This is a genomic window from Nocardia sp. NPDC003482 (assembly GCF_053588115.1).
Genome location: NZ_JBSFPI010000021.1, coordinates 77,684 through 93,783 on the forward strand (window position 1 = coordinate 77,684; position 16,100 = coordinate 93,783).

Genomic DNA, 16,100 nt, shown 5'->3' on the forward strand with positions numbered 1-16,100 from the left:
TCGTCGCTCAGCGCCGCCTCCAGGGCTTCGCGAACCTCATCCAGGAACCGCGCAGGGAGTTGAAGCGTGCTGTAGTGGTCGACGATGGCTTGTTCGACCTGTTCGACGGGGAGGTAGGGCAGATCGCACAGACGGTCTTGTCTGCCCCGACACAGGAAGTAGCCGTAGAGACTCCTATTTCGGCTCCGCGCCTCCGTGTAGATCAGCCGGGAGATACGCCCAACTCGACGGCAGCGCTCGCAGAACAGGTCACCCTTCAGGTAGTGCTGAAGTACGCGGTCGCGCTGCCCCAGGCGACTGCGCATATCCATGACGTCTTGCACGCGGTCGAAGAGTTCTTGGGTGACGATCGGCTCGTGGCGGCCGGGGTACAGCTCGCCGTCGTAGTCGATCCATCCCGCGTAGTACGGGTCTTGGAGCATCTGGTGCAGCCGCTTGAACGACACCGGGCGCTCGGGGTGCTTTCCGATTGGCCGTGCTGTCAGTCCAAGGTCTGCCATGGTCGCTTCGAGCTGTTCGAGGCCGTAGCGACCCGTGGCGTACAGCTCGAATGCCTTACGCACCAATGGCGCTCGTCGCTCATCCAGGGCGATGGTGTTGATCAGCTTGCCTTCGTACTCGACTCGCACATTGAGGTACCCGATACGAGCAATGCCGAGCGTGCCGCCGTTGACGGCCTTGGTGCGCATCTTCTCCTGGATGTCCAAGCCTTGCAGCGTGTTCATCAGGTGGTTCATCACGTCGAGCATGCCTTCCATCGCCACGGCATGCGGACCTTCGCCGAAGTCCTCCTTGGCGCTGATGAGGCGGACACCCATCTTGTTGAGCTGGGCTTCGACGATGGCGGCGTCGAAGCGGTTGCGGAAGGCGCGGGAGCGCATGTAGACGATGACGTAGCCGACCTCGGGGTGCTCGGTCAGGTACTTGAGCAGCTCCCGTATGACCGGCCGCTTGTCGATGGTCTTGGCCGAGTAGCCAGGCTCAATGAACTCCTCGACCACTTCCACGCCCATCGCGTCTGCCTTGGCAGTTCCCTGGTCGCGCTGGGTAGCAATCGACAGACCGTCAGGGTCGATGTCGACGGCTGTCTCAAGCTGACGCTTGGTCGAGACTCTGAGTAGCAAGACGGCCTTTTTATGCGTCCGGATCGAAGCCGGGCGGCCACGTTTCGCCAATTGGTCCTCCTAGATAATCGTCATTGTGTGTGATTGTTGGATTAGTGAAGGGCGTCGTGAGCGGTGTCAGGGCTTCCCTCATGGGGATCCACTCCCATAGGACAAGGTTTGCTTCGTCAGGATGACGGCTATTTCTGACGGCAACAGCGCCGAGCACGTACGAGTTTGTGGCAATTCGCAAGCGTTTGAATATAGGGGCAAGACTGGGGTCACGGCGGAGATGGTTGATTTTTGTGGATAACATATTTTCGAGGGCGTCTGCGACTCCTGCTCGCCCCTGGCGCAAGGGAGTGGTAGCGGCCTCCAATACTCGCTTTGACGGCTGAACCTGACGGCTACTGTCCCTGTCGTCTACGCCCAGTAGCAACCTATCCTCCAAGCGGCTCAAAGCATGATGTTGAGTTTCACTGTCGCCGTGTTGATAGATTTCCTGCGTTATTGATATGCGCGAATGGCCGAGAATGAGTTGAATATCGCGATCCGGCACACGATAGTTTTTAAGCAAGGTTGCAGCAGTATGGCGGAGATCGTGGATACGGATGCGGCGTACCCCAGCGCGCTTGCGGATGTCCGAAAAGGTCTTGTATAGCTGAGATTGAGGCAGTGGCTCGCCGCTTTCGGTAACGAAGATGAAGCGACCTGGGTTGGCGCGAGAAGGCCGATCATCAATAGCAGTCTGATACTGGTTCAGTGCTTGACGTACGAAGGTCAGCAAGGGGAGTCGTCGTTTTCCTTTAGCGGTCTTGACTGGTCCAACATGCATCCGACCTCGTATGACCTGACGTTGTTGGCGTATGCGGAAAGCATCCCGATCCCAATCGATATCAGACCATTGCAGCCCGAGTATTTCACCCTTCCTCATGCCGTAGAGTGTCAACATCAGGAATAGGGGGTACAGCTCCTCCGATCGGGCAGCCATCAGAAAACGAGAAGCTTCGTCGGCTGACCACGGTTCGATTTCTTTGCGGTCATGGTGCGGCAGCACAATGAGGCGTGCTACGTTCCTGACTACCAGGTCTTCGCGCATGGCTCGGGTAAGAGCTGCGCTCAGTACGAGCTTTGCCTGCATCGCAGTCGGGACCGTCATACCTCCAGCGATTTCGCCATCGAAGACCTGTTGTAAGCCAGTGACGGTTAACTGAGTGAGCGGGCGCGGTCCGAGCATTGGTTTCAGCTGGCGCTCGATGACATTGGAATAGCCGGATATCGTTGCAGGTCGGAGCGTCTTCGGAGCCACCTCCTGGATGAAGTAGTCCAGGTATGACCTGACCGTCCACGATCGTTCCGGAATCGGAATGCCACGCTTTGCGTCGGCAAGTTGGAGAGTCAGCTTCTCGCTGGTTTCTTTGCGAGTTTTCCCATAGACACGAACTCGGCGCAGTTTTCCGCTCGCAGTAGGAAGATAGGCGGCACCCTCCCAGCGACCATCCTTTCGGAGGTAAATACTGCCTTCGCCCCGACCGCGACGAGTCATAATGTGCCCCCGTCTGCAATGAGAGTCTTCAGAAAGCGCTCGACCTCGCGAAGCGGTACAAACCTTCGGCTGCCGACCTTTACGGTTCGCAGTTCGTCGTTGTGGATCAGCTTGTAGACGCTCCACTTGCTCAGCCGGAGGCGTGAGCATGCCTCTGTGAGCGTAAGTAGGTCGTTATTACCTGCGCGGCGGATATCTAGCTGTGCAAGTTCGGTAGTCAGCCAATCGCGATCGGGAACATCTCCCTCCGACAGCTTCAAGGCAAGCGTGCCGAGGACTCGAAGCAGCGGCTGAGTGTCATGCGGTAGAGTAGGGGAAATAGTACTATTTCGTTGCGCCACCCGTGTCGCAGCCTTGGGTTTCTTCAGTAGTTGATTCATGATCCCCTCCTCTCCTATTATGTCGAAAAATTGGTTTCCGAGTCTTGTTACACGAACGGGTTACGTTCAGACGGGTCGTATGGATCAATATCGAAACTGACGCCATACTGTTCGGTCAACGCCACCAAATAGCCTCTAATCCGCTGGTGAGCCTCGGGCGGCAAGTCGCCGTATCTCGCCTGCAGGTATGGGCTGATGCTTGGCAGTTCATCCGATGGCAACCAGCCGAGCAATGCGAAAAGATCGGTACATGACAGGTCTAGCGCTCGCGCAATTGCGGCGATATTCTCAACCTGCGGTTTGGTTACTACGCCCGTTTCAATTCGCCAATACGTCGTGTGATCGAGTGCGGCCCGTTTAGCAACTTCCTTGCTGCTCAGATGTAGCACTCGCCGTCGTTCGACTAGTACCGGATGCAGTGGTGAGCTGTGGTCAGATTTCATTTTTATTTAATAAATCTCCTTGGTATTGAAATAATATCCAATACCATCGGGTTAATGCAATAGAATTACACAATTCCACAACATCGGCCGGTGGCGATTTCTCCGTTTTTCGTATGTATTTCAGCGTTTGATGTTCACCCGGTCGGGTGGCGCTCGAACCGTCTGGTCCGACCGCCACCCTCCCGGTACACCGAATGCCGGACAGGATCAGCTCTCCGGTGCTCCCTGGTCGCTCTTCTGACCTCGGCGCGGGCGTGCCGGGGTGCTGCCGCTCTTATCGGGGGACGGAGCAGGCAACTCGGTGAAGAGCGCGTCGATTGCTTCCTGCCTGGCGCGGGCTTCGCGCTCGATCTCTTCGCGAACCTTGGCGGCTTGGCTGAGGAGTTCCGGATCTTGCTTCGCTGCCTCAATGTGGGCGTCGATCGCGTCAAGGAACTCCTGCGTCAGCGTATTGCCGCGCAGCTTCGCAACCCAGGACAGTTGCGTATGACGGTAGGGATTGAGTCCGACGGCGAGCTTCTTCTCTTGGCCGTCGGACGATTCCGGTGCAGACATGCCTGCCTCCTCGGTGATGGTGCGGCCGGTAAGCGCGTGGAGCGCTTACGACGACGGCCGCATGACACCGACGAGGCGATGCCTCTACGCAGCGGATGCGCTCGGACCGGCCCGCGGCACCGCCGAGCGTGCCGCTTCGATCCGATCGACTGCCAACTGCGCGAACGCCGGATTGAGTTCGACGCCGATCCAGTGACGCCCCAGGCCTTCAGAGGCGACTGCCGTTGTGCCGCTTCCCATGAAGGGATCGAGAACCACACCAGGTTCGGGTGCTGCACCGCACGTACAGGTGGGGCCGAGGGCCGAGCGACTCGCACGCCCGCCGAACTGACGAATCACCTTGCGTCGCCAAGGACTGAGGCACGTTGAGCACCGCTGTTCGGGGGTGCCGGCGGTGACGGCCCGCTCCGCCAGGGACAGCGGAAAGGTGGCATGGTGGGCACCGCGGAAACTGGATGTCGCCAGCAGCCAGACATCACCTGGATTTTTGCCGAGCGGATGCCCCACGCGGCCTTCGCGTTTCACCACGGCCAAGCCGCCCGTCGAATCAGTATTCGGGCCGCGCCAGGCGCTCGCGGCGGACGGTCTTGTGGGTGTGGGCTTCGGAGCGGGGGAGCGATGCGGCACCCGGATGCTATCGAGGTCGAAGAAATACCGGGGCTGCTTGGCGAGCACGTACACAACCTCATATGTCGTGTTGAGCCGATCACGCGTGTTGCTGGGGATCGGGTTGGACTTTTGCCAGATGACCTTGTTGCGCACGATCCACCCGGCAGCCTGGAGCTGGAGGAGCAGACGTTCGGGCGCAAGCAGCAGGCTCTTGTAGGCCGCTCCCTGACGTCGGTGCGTCGAATAGGTATCGCCGAGGGTCAGCCAGACGGTGCCGGTGGGAACCAGGACACGGTGCAGTTCGCGGCTGACCTCAAGCAGGCGAGCCGCCCACTCGTCGACGTGCGCTTCGAGGCCCAGCTGACCAGGGGCGTCGTAGTCTCGGAGCCGAAAATATGGCGGGCTGGTGAGCACCATGTCGACCGCGGCCGAGGGAAGGCGACGAAGCTGCTCGGCCGCATCTCCTACCAGGAGCGTGTTCAATGGCGCGTTCATGCAGCTCCTCCGCGCGCCACGAGGCCAATCAACTCCTCCGGCGTGATGACATGAAACAGTTCGCTCGGCAGATGCCGGTCCCTGTCGATAGCTTCGCGGAGCGCGATCTTCCGGCGGAGAGCTTTGGCTGGATCTTTGGCACGCATACTCCACACGATGCGGGGAAACGCACCGTCGCTTTGATCCTGTTCGGTGCCCGTGCGCCGGTACGTCTCATAGTCGCGGCATTTCTTGATCAGGCGAGGGATCGGCTCGGTGCCTCTGTCTACTTCAAAGAAGTAGTCATCGACGTATTCGCTTGCCGCGCTCGGCGAGACGCTGGCGAACATGTCAGGCTTCAATATGAGCCGGCCACCGCCAGGTCCGATGAAGCGTCGCCAGCACGACGGCTCCATTTGGTAGTTCAGGAGCTCCAACTCATTGGAACGGTGCGCTTGGCTGAGTTCGACGTGGACATCGGCGACAGCGAGCGTGTGCTTGATAAATGTTTCGCTCGGGTCGGTCAGGTGACGACGGACGGGTTGGCCGGTTTCAGCCCGGAGGAGCCGTTCGCCATTCGTGTCGACGTAGTGCACCATGCCGTCTGAACCGGCTTCCGCTCCACCTCTTCGCCGGTCGATGTCGCCGAGAATGTGAAGGCTGCGCAGGCGTTCCAACGCCCGCTGCGCGTTCCGCAGTCCGTGCCTCGGACTCAAGTCGGAGAAATGCAATTCGAAGACATGCGCGACCGTCAAGAAGCGGTGTTCGTAGACTGATCGAAGGATGGCCCAGTCCCGCTGACTAAGTGCCTCGCCGATGCTCCAGATATCGCGCCGGACAACAACCTTTCGGCGGGGATGGGCTGAGGGTGTGGTGCCCGTATGGGCACCATCAGTCGTTGCGCGAGCGGTCCGACGGAGGCGGCTGACCTGGGGTGATGCTGCGGATTCAGCTGATGCGACATGGTGGTCGATACGGCTGCCTGGTACGGCTCGGATTTTCACTTCTACCTCCAATCCAAAATCGTGAGAGTTGTTCATGCCTGCCTCCGCTTGCGGCGCGTGATTGTTGGCGCATCGCCGATATCGTCCAGCAGCTCGGCGAAGCCGGCCTCAATGTCATCGAGCGGCTGCCCGTACTGCGAGCGACTGAGACGACGGATTTCGTCGGGGTCGCTGGTGATCGGCGGAGGTGGCAGTGTGACGCCGGACACCCAGGGCTGAACGCTGTTGTCCCGGACGAGTCGCGCGTATATATGAAAGGCGGGGAGTTCGCTGAAATCTTCAGGGCTGAGTACGGACTGGCCAGCCGTAGCACTCTTGGCATCGCCCGGCTGAAGCTGAAAGGCAATTCGGTTGCGGGCGTTGTTGCGAAACGCCTCCAGCATCGCCTTTGACAGCTGCGCCTCGTGCTGGTGCGCCAGGTGAAACCCGGCCTTGAGACTGCGTGCCATCGCCAGCGCATCGGGCAGGTCGTTCGAAAATTTGAAGAACTCTTGAGCCTCATCGACGTACACCATGACGGGCGTGCGCTCATGCTCCGGCGTTCCAGCCCGTTCCAAGACGGCGTTCCAAAGTTGGTACAAGACAACGGCGGACAGGAGCTGTGCCGAGTCCGGCCCGATGACACCCTTTTGCAGCGGCACCAAGAGAACCTTGTTCCCGGTAAGCACCTGGCGCACATCGAATTTCGGGCTGCGCTGCGCCAGGACGCCGCGTAACTGCTTGGTCAGCAACGGCCGCAATTTGTTGGATATAGGTGCCACGATGCTCGTCACTGTTTCGGGCGACAGACTGTCGAACTTCTCCCAGAACCAGGCGGCGCTATACGGGTCGTCCTTGATGACGCGCTGCGTGATCGAGCGGCGAAAGCCCGGGTTGGTGAGCAAGATCGGCAACATGATCAGCGAGGCGTTGTCGTGAAAGGCCAAGGCCAAGAGTGCGTTTCGTAGGATGTCCTCGCTGCGGTAGCCCAGGTTGTCGCCGTAAATCGACTTGAACATGCCGAACAGCGCGTCAGCCACGACGTACGGCGTCCGGTTGCCTCGGTAGCGTCCATCGAGCGGGTTGAGGCCGACCGGCGCGCTGTCGAGCGGATCGAGCAGCACCACGTCGTCTTTGCGCTGTTCGGGAATGCGCTGGAGGAGATCGGCGATCAGGTCTTTCGGCTCGATGACGACGACAGGTCGATTCGCTTCGAGATCCTGAACGATCAGGTTGAGCAACAAAGCGGACTTGCCGACACCGGAGGGCCCGCTGATCCAGGTGTGCCGAAGGGCGTCGATGACGTCGTAACCGATTGGTCCGCGCGCCCCCGGAGCATTCGCCAGAGCAATTGTGCGGGTGCCGGTTTGGACGGCGTGGGTCGGCCGGATCGGTTTCGGGTGTACCGGCGGTTGTCCAGGGAACTGGTCACTGTCGTGATCACTGACCGGCCAGGCCACGAGGTAGCTGACCTCGGGCACGCTGAGGTGCTGCGACGGCATCAGCAAGGACCAACCGGCCCGCGGAGCGTTGATGCGGGCCGCCTTCTCGTCAGCGAGACGCAGGCGAACCCCAGCCGATTCGACAGTGCTGATCGCCGCGGTCAGTCCGAGCAGGAGCGTTCGGCGTCGTTCCGACGTTGCAGCATGCACACCGAGCCGAACCACCACCTCGAACCCATGCTGAGCAAGCTTGCGAGCGAGTACTTCCCGGATGTTGCCACGGCGGTCGGACAAGATCCCGTTGAGCACTTTGCTGGTGAGGGACTGATCGTCACGTGCTGGTGCCGATGGGGGTAGCGCCGGCTGGTGCCGAGGCCCGAGCACGGCTTGGATGACGAGGCGTTCATTTTTGCCAACGGCAGTGAGGGCACTCAGGATCGCTCGATGTGACGCAACCGGATTGATCGGTTCCAGCGGCCGGTTCGTGGTGCTGGTGCGAAGACGGCGGGCCGTGCTGACCGTGGCCCGCTCGCTGCTTTCGAATTCTGTGACGATGCTGCCGCGTACCAGCTGCTCAATGGCGCGCCGGACGGTGAGAGCATGGCGAAGCCGACTGCCGACAAGGTATTCCACCCCTGTGACGTCGGCTCTCGCTTCGAGGATCAGGAGCGCGTGCTTCTGCGCCGCCCAACTCGTCAGGAGTGACAGCGCGGCGGCCTCCCGAAAGGGATGCGGCCAGTGCACCTGTTGCCAGACCAAGGCATCGGGTGTCAGGGACGAGGAACGCTCACTGCTCATGGCCGTGTTCCTCGTCGCCCTCTCGGGTGATGCTGTGTGTCCGTTTGGCCTCGGCCATGGCCGCGGTGATGACGGCGCGCCCGAGCTTCCGTAGGTCTGGTGACGGCCGTCGCTCACCGTGAACAGTGATGCGGCGACGTTGATTGCGCTTGGCGCTTCGTCGTAGGTTGGTACGTCCTGTTTTTGACATGCGTCGATCCCTTCGTGAATTGGTTACTTGATTTCTTGGCTCAGGCCGCTGATGGGCCTGGTGTCGGCAACTATTGCATACGTGCAACTGCTACGCACTCACTATGTATTGCGTTGATGCAATAAACAATTGAGGTTGGAATTTCTACAACACCCGATACGGCTGCCAGGCGTTGCGGTCAAAATGCTTGGCTCACCATTTTTGTCGCGTTGTGCGGACGACAACAAAGATCAGCCAGCCTACGCCGCCGAGGCCGATCACGCCGAGAATAGTTAGCAGGACGGGAAGCAGCGAGCGAAGAAGCTGGACGGCGAGGCACAGGCAGATCACCGCCACCAGCAAGTGAACGCTCCCTCTAACGAACTGATCGAACCAACTGCGGGGCGACTCGCTCACGCGCCACCCCTGCTATTGGCCTGCCGCCGCATCTCCTCGCGCGCACACCAATACGCCGCCTCGATTCGTTCCAGACTTGTCGCTGCGTCTTGTTCGATCCGTGCGATCTCTTCGGTAGTTTTCTGGCGCTGCCGTTCCATCGCCCGCCGTCGCCGTTGCCGCTCTTCGATCGCATCGACAATCTCTTCGCAGAGCACCGCGAAAAAGAACAGGCCCAGCAGTACGCCAACGCCCGCAGCGCAGACCACAACCAGCATCAGCAGATCGTGCGGCAGATGGCTGGTCATCACGCTGCCCACTCCTTGATCCACGCCAAGGTCAGTTGCGCTGTCCGCTGAGCGAACTCCATCACGCGGTGCGCAGCCACCGGGGCCATGTCGTGGTGGACATCCACCATCTGCCGCAGTTCCGCCAGCGCATTCGCGGTGACAGTGACGACGCCCGTCGCCAAGTGCTCGGCAACGATCGGGTGATCGCCTGGCGGTGTCAGCTTCAGCAGATCGGCCAGTTCGCGGGCTTGGCGATCGAAATCGTCCGGTTTGTTGGATGCGGGGTCAGAGTTCGGATTGGACATGAAACCTCCTGTAGTGCAAATGGAATTGCGAAACGAAGGAAGGACTCCTCGGTGTCTCGGGCCACCCGGCCCGAGACACCGAGGACACCGTCAGAACTGGAAGCGGCCCACTTCATTACCGACGTAGGCGGCGTACTGGTCCACGATGTGCCCCAACCGGGCAGCGGTGGCGGGATCGCCGTCAGCCTGAAAGGTGGCCTCACGGCTGAGCATGGCCGTGGTCTGGAGCCCGACGGCCGCGACCATGCCGGCGGCTTGCACGCGGGTGGCTGTCACTAAGCCGCGGGCGATCTCCCGGTTCTGGAGGCGCGAGAGTTCCTTGCCCTCCGAACGGCTGAAGCCGTCCGGCACCGCGGGCAAGGATGAGGTGGTGCGGGGAATGAGGTTGGACATTGAAGCGCCTTTCTCGTGAGCGAATTGCTATCGCTCTCGAAATTGCCATTCCAACCCGCTGACCTTCTACGGCTTTAGCCGGTCAGCGCGCTGACCGGCACCCCCGTCAGGCGGTCAGAAGGCATTGACAAAGCACCATGAAAGGCGTTAATTGGGTATTGATATATGTCGCATGAAATACCCCAACAACCAGCGCGAGAAGAGGTCGAACAGACGCCGGAAGTCCGGCTGTTTAATGTGGATGCGATGAGCGGCGAGCAAGTAATTGTCTTAAGTCGAGCCCTATGGGAACATGACGGCCCGTTAGGGGAGGATACCGGTACCTCGGACGAAATGGTTGAAGCATTTTGGGGGGAGTTGCGCGGTATGGTGAAGCGCAGGCCAGAGCATCTGAGAAACATTGTCTGGCAGTGCGTGGAAAGTCAGAATCCTGTCGATTGGCTACTGGCTGGGGAAGTTGCAAACGGGCTTGTTCATTACGACTGGCCATTCTGTCGTGACGTACTCGTGAAGGTCATGAACAAATACAGTTCATCGCTCAACGGGAAAGCCGCCATGGCTGCCGAACATGCCGAGGAGAGTGCTTTCCAGCGAGCGAGCGAGCTGATGCGTGACGAACTCACCCCCGAACAGTCGGCAGAGCTTGTCAACGCCTATGAAGAAGCTGGCAGCGGGCCGTACGGCATCCCGCTCGAACCAGCACACCCCGAGCGGAAGGAGTAGTTCACCCTAGTCTGGCCCACTCGTCATACTGGGAGGGTGGACGATGAGGACATCGACAGCGGCACTCTCAGTGACTTTGGGGCGCTACTGAGGGATCTGACCGTGTTGATGGGCCGACCCATGCGCAACGCCTTTCGCCAAGCCGGTGGCGCTGACGAGAAAAAGATCTTTCCGACGATCGCCCGACTCGTAAAGAGCAGAGTTGGTGAGAAGCGCTGGACAAGCAGTCCCAGCTCGGCTGTAGCTGATGTCATCCTGGAAGCTATCACTCGCGCACCTGAACTGATGACAGGAAGGCAACCCAAAACTGAGCGGCACACGACCGGCAATAGCGAGTGGAAGGGAATGGACGAGCGCAAGTTCGCAGAGATCATCTACGGTTTCCGCGACGATACGGTAAGCAGAGAAATTGGCACGCCTATCGGACAGTTGACCTACAAATCTGACTACTACAGATACGTCCAGCAACTGTCAGAGCTGAAAGATTCTTCCGTAAAGCGCATGCTCACGGTCATCCGCGAAGACATCGCCTACGCCCTCCTCGACATGGAAGCCGATGCGCTAGACCGGAGAGCAGCCGCAGCCGAACCGGCAGAAGACCTCAGCGATGCCCTGAGGTTGTCGCCGCGACCGGCAGATCTGGATCAGGCTCGGACTGAAGAGATCATCCAGGTTGAATTTCTGGAGGCAACCGACGCTGACGTTTATCGACTCGCACTCACACTGCATTTCGACCCCTGCCTGACAAAAGCAGTTTGTTCATACATAAAGGCGAAAGGTATGACGATTGCTGTTGCGTGCCGCATTCTGGCTATAGATACAGCCCTATTTCTAGATTCTCTGGCTGAATACCTGCAGCAACCGTCGGTTACTCGGAGGTATCAAGGTGTACTCGAATCCATTGAGTCTAAGTACAAGAAGAGCATGGATGTTCTCGACCTGCTAGTGCTCACACAACATGATCGCGTGTCTGCCGAATATGTGACATGTTATCTTATGGGTTGGAAAGTGGTTGAGCCCGACATGATTCATCACCATGTTCTCACGTACGAGAGCGCCATCGACCCTCTATTCGATGCAGACCTAGTTCATTGCGACGGCACGTACACATATATGAATCCTCTGGTTCAGACTGTCTGCCGCAACCTCCGCCGACATGCCGCTAGAGGAGTACTCGAACGCATACAGGCGGTAAAGGAAGAGGTCGAGGACATTGACGATCGTATTTATAGTCAGACCTTTTCTCTAATCGTTGCAGGGTGGAGTCCAGTTGTGGCAGCTTCGAGGACTGTCGCTGAGCTGATCGCCTCGCACCATCTCAAAGATATCCTGCTGTACGAATCTGGGTTTTCGAAAGCAGGGAGACGTGCTGGTGCGGAGTGGCTAGAATTCCTGAAAGAGGCATGGCGGGCAGAGCTATATCGCGCAAGCGGCGTGTGGCATGTAATCGAGTTACTCAGACGCTATAATGAATTTGAATCATTCAGGGACGTCATGCATAATGGGCCGAACGCGAAGTCGAAAGTAACCTCCGAGGAACTTATGTCGCTTCCCGATCTCACCTTCTTTGACTGCGATTACAACGAAGCGTACTACCTTAGGAAGGAAATTTCGAGAAGATTAAGGCAGGTGGCTGAAGAGGACTATGAGGTGTACCAATCAACTGGAGTGCGTCCGGAAAGGAACCCGCTTTTTGAGGCACTCTTCTATTATGAACCGAGAGAACTTGATACCCGATTCGGAAAAATAGCGATACTCGACTATGTGGACCCCGCGACTCTGCCGAAAGACGAGTATCTCAAAAGCTCGTACCGGCGTGAGCGGATCGGCTTTCAGAAGGTCGAAGGCCATAAGCATGAATGAGTTTACATCCACGGTGGCCTTTGTATAGGTGTCGATCGAATCGGCGGCCGAACATCCTGCACCCGTGGCAGCACCTCGGTGTCATCGTCGCTCCACCAGCGACGAGCCTGGTCCGGTGCCGGCATCGGGTCGCTTCCTCCTTCAGTCCCGGTTTCGTCGTCCACCACCTCCTCGTCCCAGGGGTCTTCGCTCGGAACTGTGCTCGCCCGATGTCGCCCAACGGTTTCCCCCGAACTCCAATAGGCCCCAATCCGGTAGCTGAGCACCGCAGTAAAGAACACCGAAGCGGGCCACAGTACCCAGACAATCGAGGCCGTCACCTCAGTCGTCCTCGACCATCAGCAGATACGCCGCCTCCAGATGCACCACGCACTCGTCCGGGTGATGTGTCCGGTGTAGAAAACGCAGCTCCTCGGCCCGTTCCTGTGTCAACCCCAGCAGATGTACCTGGCACATGAACTCGGCCAGCTTGCCATCCGCGTGCACGAAAGTCCGGTGCGGCAACGGTTCTGCGGCCATCGTCACTCCCACAATCCGCTACAGGGCAATAGCGGCAGCTCGTCAGTCACCTTGTCGTCAATGCTGACTCGTAGCTCCCACTCCGGCTCGCTGCTGCCCATCAGCTCGTCAGCGACGTTCTGCACCTGTTCGCCCGAACCTCTGTAATCCAGCTTCAACGCGCCGGATTCGATGTGGATGTGGCGCACGTGGTCCATGTCCACCATCTCCGTTCCGTTGTATGGCCAAAATGCCTGGTAACGAGGGTGAATGGTGGGCACGACGGCATCCATACACGGACCCATTGGTCGGTATACGTTCGGCGTATATGACGACGAACGGGAAGGGAATAAGCTCACCCTGCCTTGTCGCAAAACCGCAGGTCAACTACCATAAGAGAGGGGATTTCAACATGACTGAAACAATTTCTACAGAAGCTGCCAGCTCAAAACCGCAGCGTCACAAGGTGACTGGGGACGTGCACCTCGTATTGCGCCGGGGTAGTGACGTGCTCTTCGGACAGCGCCAGAACACCGGTTTCGAGGATGGAGCCTGGCATTTGCCGAGCGGCCACCTCGAAGCCGACGAGTCCGTGGTCGACGCCCTGATCCGTGAAGCTGAGGAGGAGATCGGCGTCACCATCGCGCCTGATGATGTGCACTTCAGTCACATCATGCACAACTCGTCGTCCGGCGGCCGGATGGCCTTCTTCTTCACGGTGCGTACCTGGCAGGGAGAGCCGACGAATCGGGAGCCTGAAAAGTGCAGTGCGCTCGAATGGTTCGCGGCCGATGCTTTGCCGGACCACATGATCGACTACTGTCGCGTGGCTATGGGTCACATCGCCCAGGGTCGTTCGTTTTCCGGCTACGGCTGGTAGTCGTGAGCAGCCCGGCCGGGCCGGTGGTGTGCGTCAGCTACTTGGCGCTGGCGGAACTATGGACGGTGCCACAGTTCCCGCTTGCCAACCACGGGACGGCAATCCGAAGTATCGAATGGTCAATTGCGGCAGACGGGCCGATGACTGCGGCGGCGCTCGCTTCGATGGGAGCGCCAGTTCGCCTGATTACCAACGACATCGGCACAGATCAGCAGGGTGAATTCGTCACACTATGGCTCCGTGAGCGTGACGTGCAATCCGCATTCGCCATCCGCTCGGAGGTCAGTACGCCGCGGATCGTCGTGACTGCCGACGACAATCACACTCGCACATGGTTCGCCCATCTGCCCGAGGTAGTGGCCAGTCTGGAGCGCGCCGACTTGGCACCGATCGCTGAGGCGTCGTTCCTCTACGTGGATTGCTACGAGCTGATCGAGCAAACCGCAGTGCGCGTCATCGAGGCCGGCCGGACCGCCGAGGTGCCGATACTGCTCAACTTGGGCGGCTCGTCACTCTCCGCGCCAGTAGCAGTGGCCATTGCCGGCTACCCACACCTCTTAATTCAGACCAACGTGGATGATGCCGAGCACCAGGAAGCCGTGGCCGTCGCAGCGTCGCTACGAGAGCAGACGGGTGCAGCCTGGGCGATCGTGACGGCCGGTTCCTTCGGTGCCGTGGCAGTGAGCGAGACGGAAGAGGTTGCCGTACTGGCGTTCCCGGTCGAGGTGCGCCATACGCACTGCGCGGGCGCGGCCTTCTCAGCGGGATTACTCTACGGCCAGCGGGCAGGGTGGGCGATAGAGCGCAGTATGGTGCTGGGGTCGGCCAGCGGAGCACTGCGGTGCGCACGACATCACAGCGCTCCGCTGCCGACTCTAGCCGAACTCTTCGCGATGATTCCGACCGAAGAGCATTCAGCGGCAAGTTAATCCGCACTGGGTGTGGTGTCATTGGATGACGCACTACCTCGGGGAGGTTGGCCATGTGCGATCAGATTTACCGCGAGCGGGCGCATTTGGTGGCCCACCTTGCCGCCATCTATCCGAGCGTGCGGGTAACTGACCCTGATGAGCCAGACGCGCCGACGGTGGTCACTGTCTGGCTGCCGACGGGTCCGGCAGGTTGGCATATTCGGCCCTGCGACTTGCCGCTGTTCGATCATGTTCCGTCTGGGGACAACCACTATGACGGCTACAACACCGAAGAGAAGTACCGCCGTCTCGATGAGGCAACCAAGCGGCTGACGGAGAGCAGAAGTGATCTGTCCTAGCAGCGGGCAAACTCAGCGCCAGTCGTTGTCGGTGGCGCGGCGTACAGTTGATCCCGCGCCTGTCACCTCGAAGAGTTTGCCCTGATGGGACGCATAAATTACTGAGTGCTGTTTCGGTCGGAAGGACCAACTATGGCAACGGGTAAGAAGCCCGCCAGCGAGGCTGGCAAGGAGTTGGGCAACAAGAAATCGACCAAGGCGGAGAAGAGCGTCGCGGCGAGCGACCTGGCTCAGGCCAAGAAGGGCAAGGGCAAGAAGAGCTAACTCCGGGACACATCGCCCCTCCTCGACCGCAGACGAGGAGGGGCGATGGTACGCGGAGCGGACTACAGCACCTTCCACTCATCAAGCCACCCAGTGACTTCAGCGAACCGAGCCCGGCTCATCTGCTTCTTCTTGGCATCGGCTTCAGATTCGTCCTTCGCTCCGTACTGCCACCAAGCCTCGTTCGTGTGCCGGTCCATCACCAAGAACTTGTCCTTCACCGCGGGGCCGCGCACTACCAGGCTCACCGTGAATGGCTCGGCGACAACCGCGTGCACCATCGAGTGGTGCAGGGCATACGTCGTGCCCACGGGCTCCTCGCGGACGTGCAGCACAGGCAGTTTGCCCGGCTCCACCTGTTCATCCAGTTCGGCGTTGCCGAACAGGTAATGCCGGTAGTGACCGCGCAAAATTTTGCTGGCGTAGCTCCAGCGATGGTTGTGCGGCCGGTCGAAATAACCTGGCAGGAACACGTGCAGGCGTACCCGTACGCCCGGATCGTCCTCGCTGGCGAGCACGATTTTATCCAGGATGTCGTAGTGCTCGCAGAGGTTCAGCAGCTCCGACCGGTTCGGCAGATCATTCAGCCGGCCCCGGATGATGCTCGGGTGTGCCGCCAGCTGTCCCAATGCCTCCCGGCACATCAGCTCGACTTCGTCGATGTCGTTCCAGTCGATCCAGCACAGTTCTTCGACCACGCGGTCCATATCGTCCAT

General features: G+C 59.5%; 20 protein-coding genes and 1 pseudogene. 6 read left to right on the forward strand and 15 right to left on the reverse strand.

Annotated features, from left to right (window positions below):
• Positions 1–365: 365 nt before the first annotated feature.
• The 12 genes and pseudogenes from ACWDSJ_RS28875 to ACWDSJ_RS28930 form a co-directional block, all read right to left on the reverse strand.
• Positions 366–1,175, reverse strand: a pseudogene (locus ACWDSJ_RS28875) (recombinase family protein); the annotation flags it as partial.
• Positions 1,135–2,649 (reverse strand): tyrosine-type recombinase/integrase, encoded by a 1,515-nt coding sequence (locus ACWDSJ_RS28880; RefSeq protein WP_450035618.1) that lies wholly within the window; start codon positions 2,647–2,649, stop codon positions 1,135–1,137. The pseudogene ACWDSJ_RS28875 and the gene ACWDSJ_RS28880, both read right to left, overlap by 41 nt.
• Positions 2,646–3,029 (reverse strand): excisionase family DNA-binding protein, encoded by a 384-nt coding sequence (locus ACWDSJ_RS28885; RefSeq protein ID WP_450035620.1) that lies wholly within the window; start codon positions 3,027–3,029, stop codon positions 2,646–2,648. Before ACWDSJ_RS28885 ends, ACWDSJ_RS28880 begins: the two co-directional genes overlap by 4 nt.
• 47 nt (positions 3,030–3,076) lie before the next feature.
• Positions 3,077–3,418: a helix-turn-helix domain-containing protein gene (locus ACWDSJ_RS28890; RefSeq protein WP_450035621.1), complete on the reverse strand. Its 342-nt coding sequence runs from the start codon at positions 3,416–3,418 to the stop codon at positions 3,077–3,079.
• Between the two features lie 261 nt (positions 3,419–3,679).
• On the reverse strand, positions 3,680–4,027 hold the full coding sequence (locus ACWDSJ_RS28895) for a hypothetical protein (RefSeq protein ID WP_450035622.1): 348 nt from the start codon (positions 4,025–4,027) through the stop codon (positions 3,680–3,682).
• A gap of 84 nt (positions 4,028–4,111) precedes the next feature.
• Complete coding sequence (locus ACWDSJ_RS28900) at positions 4,112–5,131, reverse strand: DNA-methyltransferase (RefSeq protein ID WP_450035623.1); 1,020 nt, start codon at positions 5,129–5,131, stop codon at positions 4,112–4,114.
• Positions 5,128–6,150 (reverse strand): replication-relaxation family protein, encoded by a 1,023-nt coding sequence (locus ACWDSJ_RS28905; protein ID WP_450035625.1) that lies wholly within the window; start codon positions 6,148–6,150, stop codon positions 5,128–5,130. Before ACWDSJ_RS28905 ends, ACWDSJ_RS28900 begins: the two co-directional genes overlap by 4 nt.
• Positions 6,147–8,333: a type IV secretory system conjugative DNA transfer family protein gene (locus ACWDSJ_RS28910; RefSeq protein ID WP_450035626.1), complete on the reverse strand. Its 2,187-nt coding sequence runs from the start codon at positions 8,331–8,333 to the stop codon at positions 6,147–6,149. Before ACWDSJ_RS28910 ends, ACWDSJ_RS28905 begins: the two co-directional genes overlap by 4 nt.
• A gap of 382 nt (positions 8,334–8,715) precedes the next feature.
• Positions 8,716–8,865, reverse strand: a complete 150-nt coding sequence (locus ACWDSJ_RS28915) for a hypothetical protein (protein WP_450035627.1) — start codon at positions 8,863–8,865, stop codon at positions 8,716–8,718.
• 50 nt (positions 8,866–8,915) lie between these two features.
• Positions 8,916–9,206 carry a hypothetical protein gene (locus tag ACWDSJ_RS28920; RefSeq protein WP_450035628.1) on the reverse strand — a complete coding sequence of 97 codons (291 nt, stop codon included), beginning with the start codon at positions 9,204–9,206 and terminating at the stop codon, positions 8,916–8,918.
• Positions 9,206–9,493 (reverse strand): hypothetical protein, encoded by a 288-nt coding sequence (locus ACWDSJ_RS28925; protein ID WP_450035629.1) that lies wholly within the window; start codon positions 9,491–9,493, stop codon positions 9,206–9,208. Before ACWDSJ_RS28925 ends, ACWDSJ_RS28920 begins: the two co-directional genes overlap by 1 nt.
• A gap of 90 nt (positions 9,494–9,583) precedes the next feature.
• Positions 9,584–9,886, reverse strand: a complete 303-nt coding sequence (locus ACWDSJ_RS28930; protein ID WP_450035631.1) for a hypothetical protein — start codon at positions 9,884–9,886, stop codon at positions 9,584–9,586.
• Positions 9,887–10,051: 165 nt separating this feature from the next.
• Here ACWDSJ_RS28930 and ACWDSJ_RS28935 point away from each other — a divergent pair, with 165 nt between their 5' ends.
• Both ACWDSJ_RS28935 and ACWDSJ_RS28940 read left to right on the forward strand, forming a co-directional pair.
• Positions 10,052–10,609 carry a hypothetical protein gene (locus ACWDSJ_RS28935; RefSeq protein WP_450035632.1) on the forward strand — a complete coding sequence of 186 codons (558 nt, stop codon included), beginning with the start codon at positions 10,052–10,054 and terminating at the stop codon, positions 10,607–10,609.
• Between the two features lie 36 nt (positions 10,610–10,645).
• Positions 10,646–12,472 (forward strand): hypothetical protein, encoded by a 1,827-nt coding sequence (locus tag ACWDSJ_RS28940; protein WP_450035634.1) that lies wholly within the window; start codon positions 10,646–10,648, stop codon positions 12,470–12,472.
• 321 nt (positions 12,473–12,793) lie between these two features.
• Here ACWDSJ_RS28940 and ACWDSJ_RS28945 read toward each other — a convergent pair whose 3' ends face one another.
• Together ACWDSJ_RS28945 and ACWDSJ_RS28950 are read right to left on the reverse strand one after the other, a co-directional pair.
• On the reverse strand, positions 12,794–12,991 hold the full coding sequence (locus ACWDSJ_RS28945) for a hypothetical protein (protein WP_450035635.1): 198 nt from the start codon (positions 12,989–12,991) through the stop codon (positions 12,794–12,796).
• Between the two features lie 2 nt (positions 12,992–12,993).
• Positions 12,994–13,263 (reverse strand): hypothetical protein, encoded by a 270-nt coding sequence (locus tag ACWDSJ_RS28950; RefSeq protein ID WP_450035637.1) that lies wholly within the window; start codon positions 13,261–13,263, stop codon positions 12,994–12,996.
• A 119-nt stretch (positions 13,264–13,382) separates the two neighbouring features.
• On the opposite strand from ACWDSJ_RS28950, the gene ACWDSJ_RS28955 reads away from it, so the two are divergent.
• The 4 genes from ACWDSJ_RS28955 to ACWDSJ_RS28970 all read left to right on the forward strand — a co-directional run bounded on the left by ACWDSJ_RS28955 (position 13,383) and on the right by ACWDSJ_RS28970 (position 15,384).
• Positions 13,383–13,850: an NUDIX hydrolase gene (locus ACWDSJ_RS28955; RefSeq protein ID WP_450035638.1), complete on the forward strand. Its 468-nt coding sequence runs from the start codon at positions 13,383–13,385 to the stop codon at positions 13,848–13,850.
• A 2-nt stretch (positions 13,851–13,852) separates the two neighbouring features.
• A complete protein-coding gene (locus tag ACWDSJ_RS28960; RefSeq protein ID WP_450035640.1) occupies positions 13,853–14,779 on the forward strand; it encodes a carbohydrate kinase family protein in 927 nt (308 codons plus the stop codon).
• Between the two features lie 53 nt (positions 14,780–14,832).
• Entirely contained in the window at positions 14,833–15,120 is a 288-nt protein-coding gene (locus ACWDSJ_RS28965; RefSeq protein WP_450035641.1) for a hypothetical protein, read from the forward strand.
• Positions 15,121–15,252: 132 nt separating this feature from the next.
• Positions 15,253–15,384: a hypothetical protein gene (locus tag ACWDSJ_RS28970; protein ID WP_450035642.1), complete on the forward strand. Its 132-nt coding sequence runs from the start codon at positions 15,253–15,255 to the stop codon at positions 15,382–15,384.
• Between the two features lie 62 nt (positions 15,385–15,446).
• On the opposite strand, the gene ACWDSJ_RS28975 is transcribed toward ACWDSJ_RS28970, so the two are convergent.
• On the reverse strand, positions 15,447–16,100 hold the full coding sequence (locus tag ACWDSJ_RS28975) for a hypothetical protein (RefSeq protein WP_450035643.1): 654 nt from the start codon (positions 16,098–16,100) through the stop codon (positions 15,447–15,449).

Excerpts from the sequence above, each read along its gene's own strand:
- ACWDSJ_RS28880 (WP_450035618.1), bottom strand. The coding sequence starts at position 2,649 with ATGACTCGTCGCGGTCGGGGCGAAGGCAGTATTTACCTCCGAAAGGAT.
- ACWDSJ_RS28885 (WP_450035620.1), bottom strand. The coding sequence starts at position 3,029 with ATGAATCAACTACTGAAGAAACCCAAGGCTGCGACACGGGTGGCGCAA.
- ACWDSJ_RS28895 (WP_450035622.1), bottom strand. The coding sequence starts at position 4,027 with ATGTCTGCACCGGAATCGTCCGACGGCCAAGAGAAGAAGCTCGCCGTC.
- ACWDSJ_RS28900 (WP_450035623.1), bottom strand. The coding sequence starts at position 5,131 with ATGAACGCGCCATTGAACACGCTCCTGGTAGGAGATGCGGCCGAGCAG.
- ACWDSJ_RS28905 (WP_450035625.1), bottom strand. The coding sequence starts at position 6,150 with ATGAACAACTCTCACGATTTTGGATTGGAGGTAGAAGTGAAAATCCGA.
- ACWDSJ_RS28910 (WP_450035626.1), bottom strand. The coding sequence starts at position 8,333 with ATGAGCAGTGAGCGTTCCTCGTCCCTGACACCCGATGCCTTGGTCTGG.
- ACWDSJ_RS28920 (WP_450035628.1), bottom strand. The coding sequence starts at position 9,206 with ATGACCAGCCATCTGCCGCACGATCTGCTGATGCTGGTTGTGGTCTGC.
- ACWDSJ_RS28925 (WP_450035629.1), bottom strand. The coding sequence starts at position 9,493 with ATGTCCAATCCGAACTCTGACCCCGCATCCAACAAACCGGACGATTTC.
- ACWDSJ_RS28930 (WP_450035631.1), bottom strand. The coding sequence starts at position 9,886 with ATGTCCAACCTCATTCCCCGCACCACCTCATCCTTGCCCGCGGTGCCG.
- ACWDSJ_RS28935 (WP_450035632.1), top strand. The coding sequence starts at position 10,052 with ATGTCGCATGAAATACCCCAACAACCAGCGCGAGAAGAGGTCGAACAG.
- ACWDSJ_RS28945 (WP_450035635.1), bottom strand. The coding sequence starts at position 12,991 with ATGGCCGCAGAACCGTTGCCGCACCGGACTTTCGTGCACGCGGATGGC.
- ACWDSJ_RS28950 (WP_450035637.1), bottom strand. The coding sequence starts at position 13,263 with ATGGATGCCGTCGTGCCCACCATTCACCCTCGTTACCAGGCATTTTGG.
- ACWDSJ_RS28955 (WP_450035638.1), top strand. The coding sequence starts at position 13,383 with ATGACTGAAACAATTTCTACAGAAGCTGCCAGCTCAAAACCGCAGCGT.
- ACWDSJ_RS28965 (WP_450035641.1), top strand. The coding sequence starts at position 14,833 with ATGTGCGATCAGATTTACCGCGAGCGGGCGCATTTGGTGGCCCACCTT.
- ACWDSJ_RS28970 (WP_450035642.1), top strand. The coding sequence starts at position 15,253 with ATGGCAACGGGTAAGAAGCCCGCCAGCGAGGCTGGCAAGGAGTTGGGC.
- ACWDSJ_RS28975 (WP_450035643.1), bottom strand. The coding sequence starts at position 16,100 with ATGGACGATATGGACCGCGTGGTCGAAGAACTGTGCTGGATCGACTGG.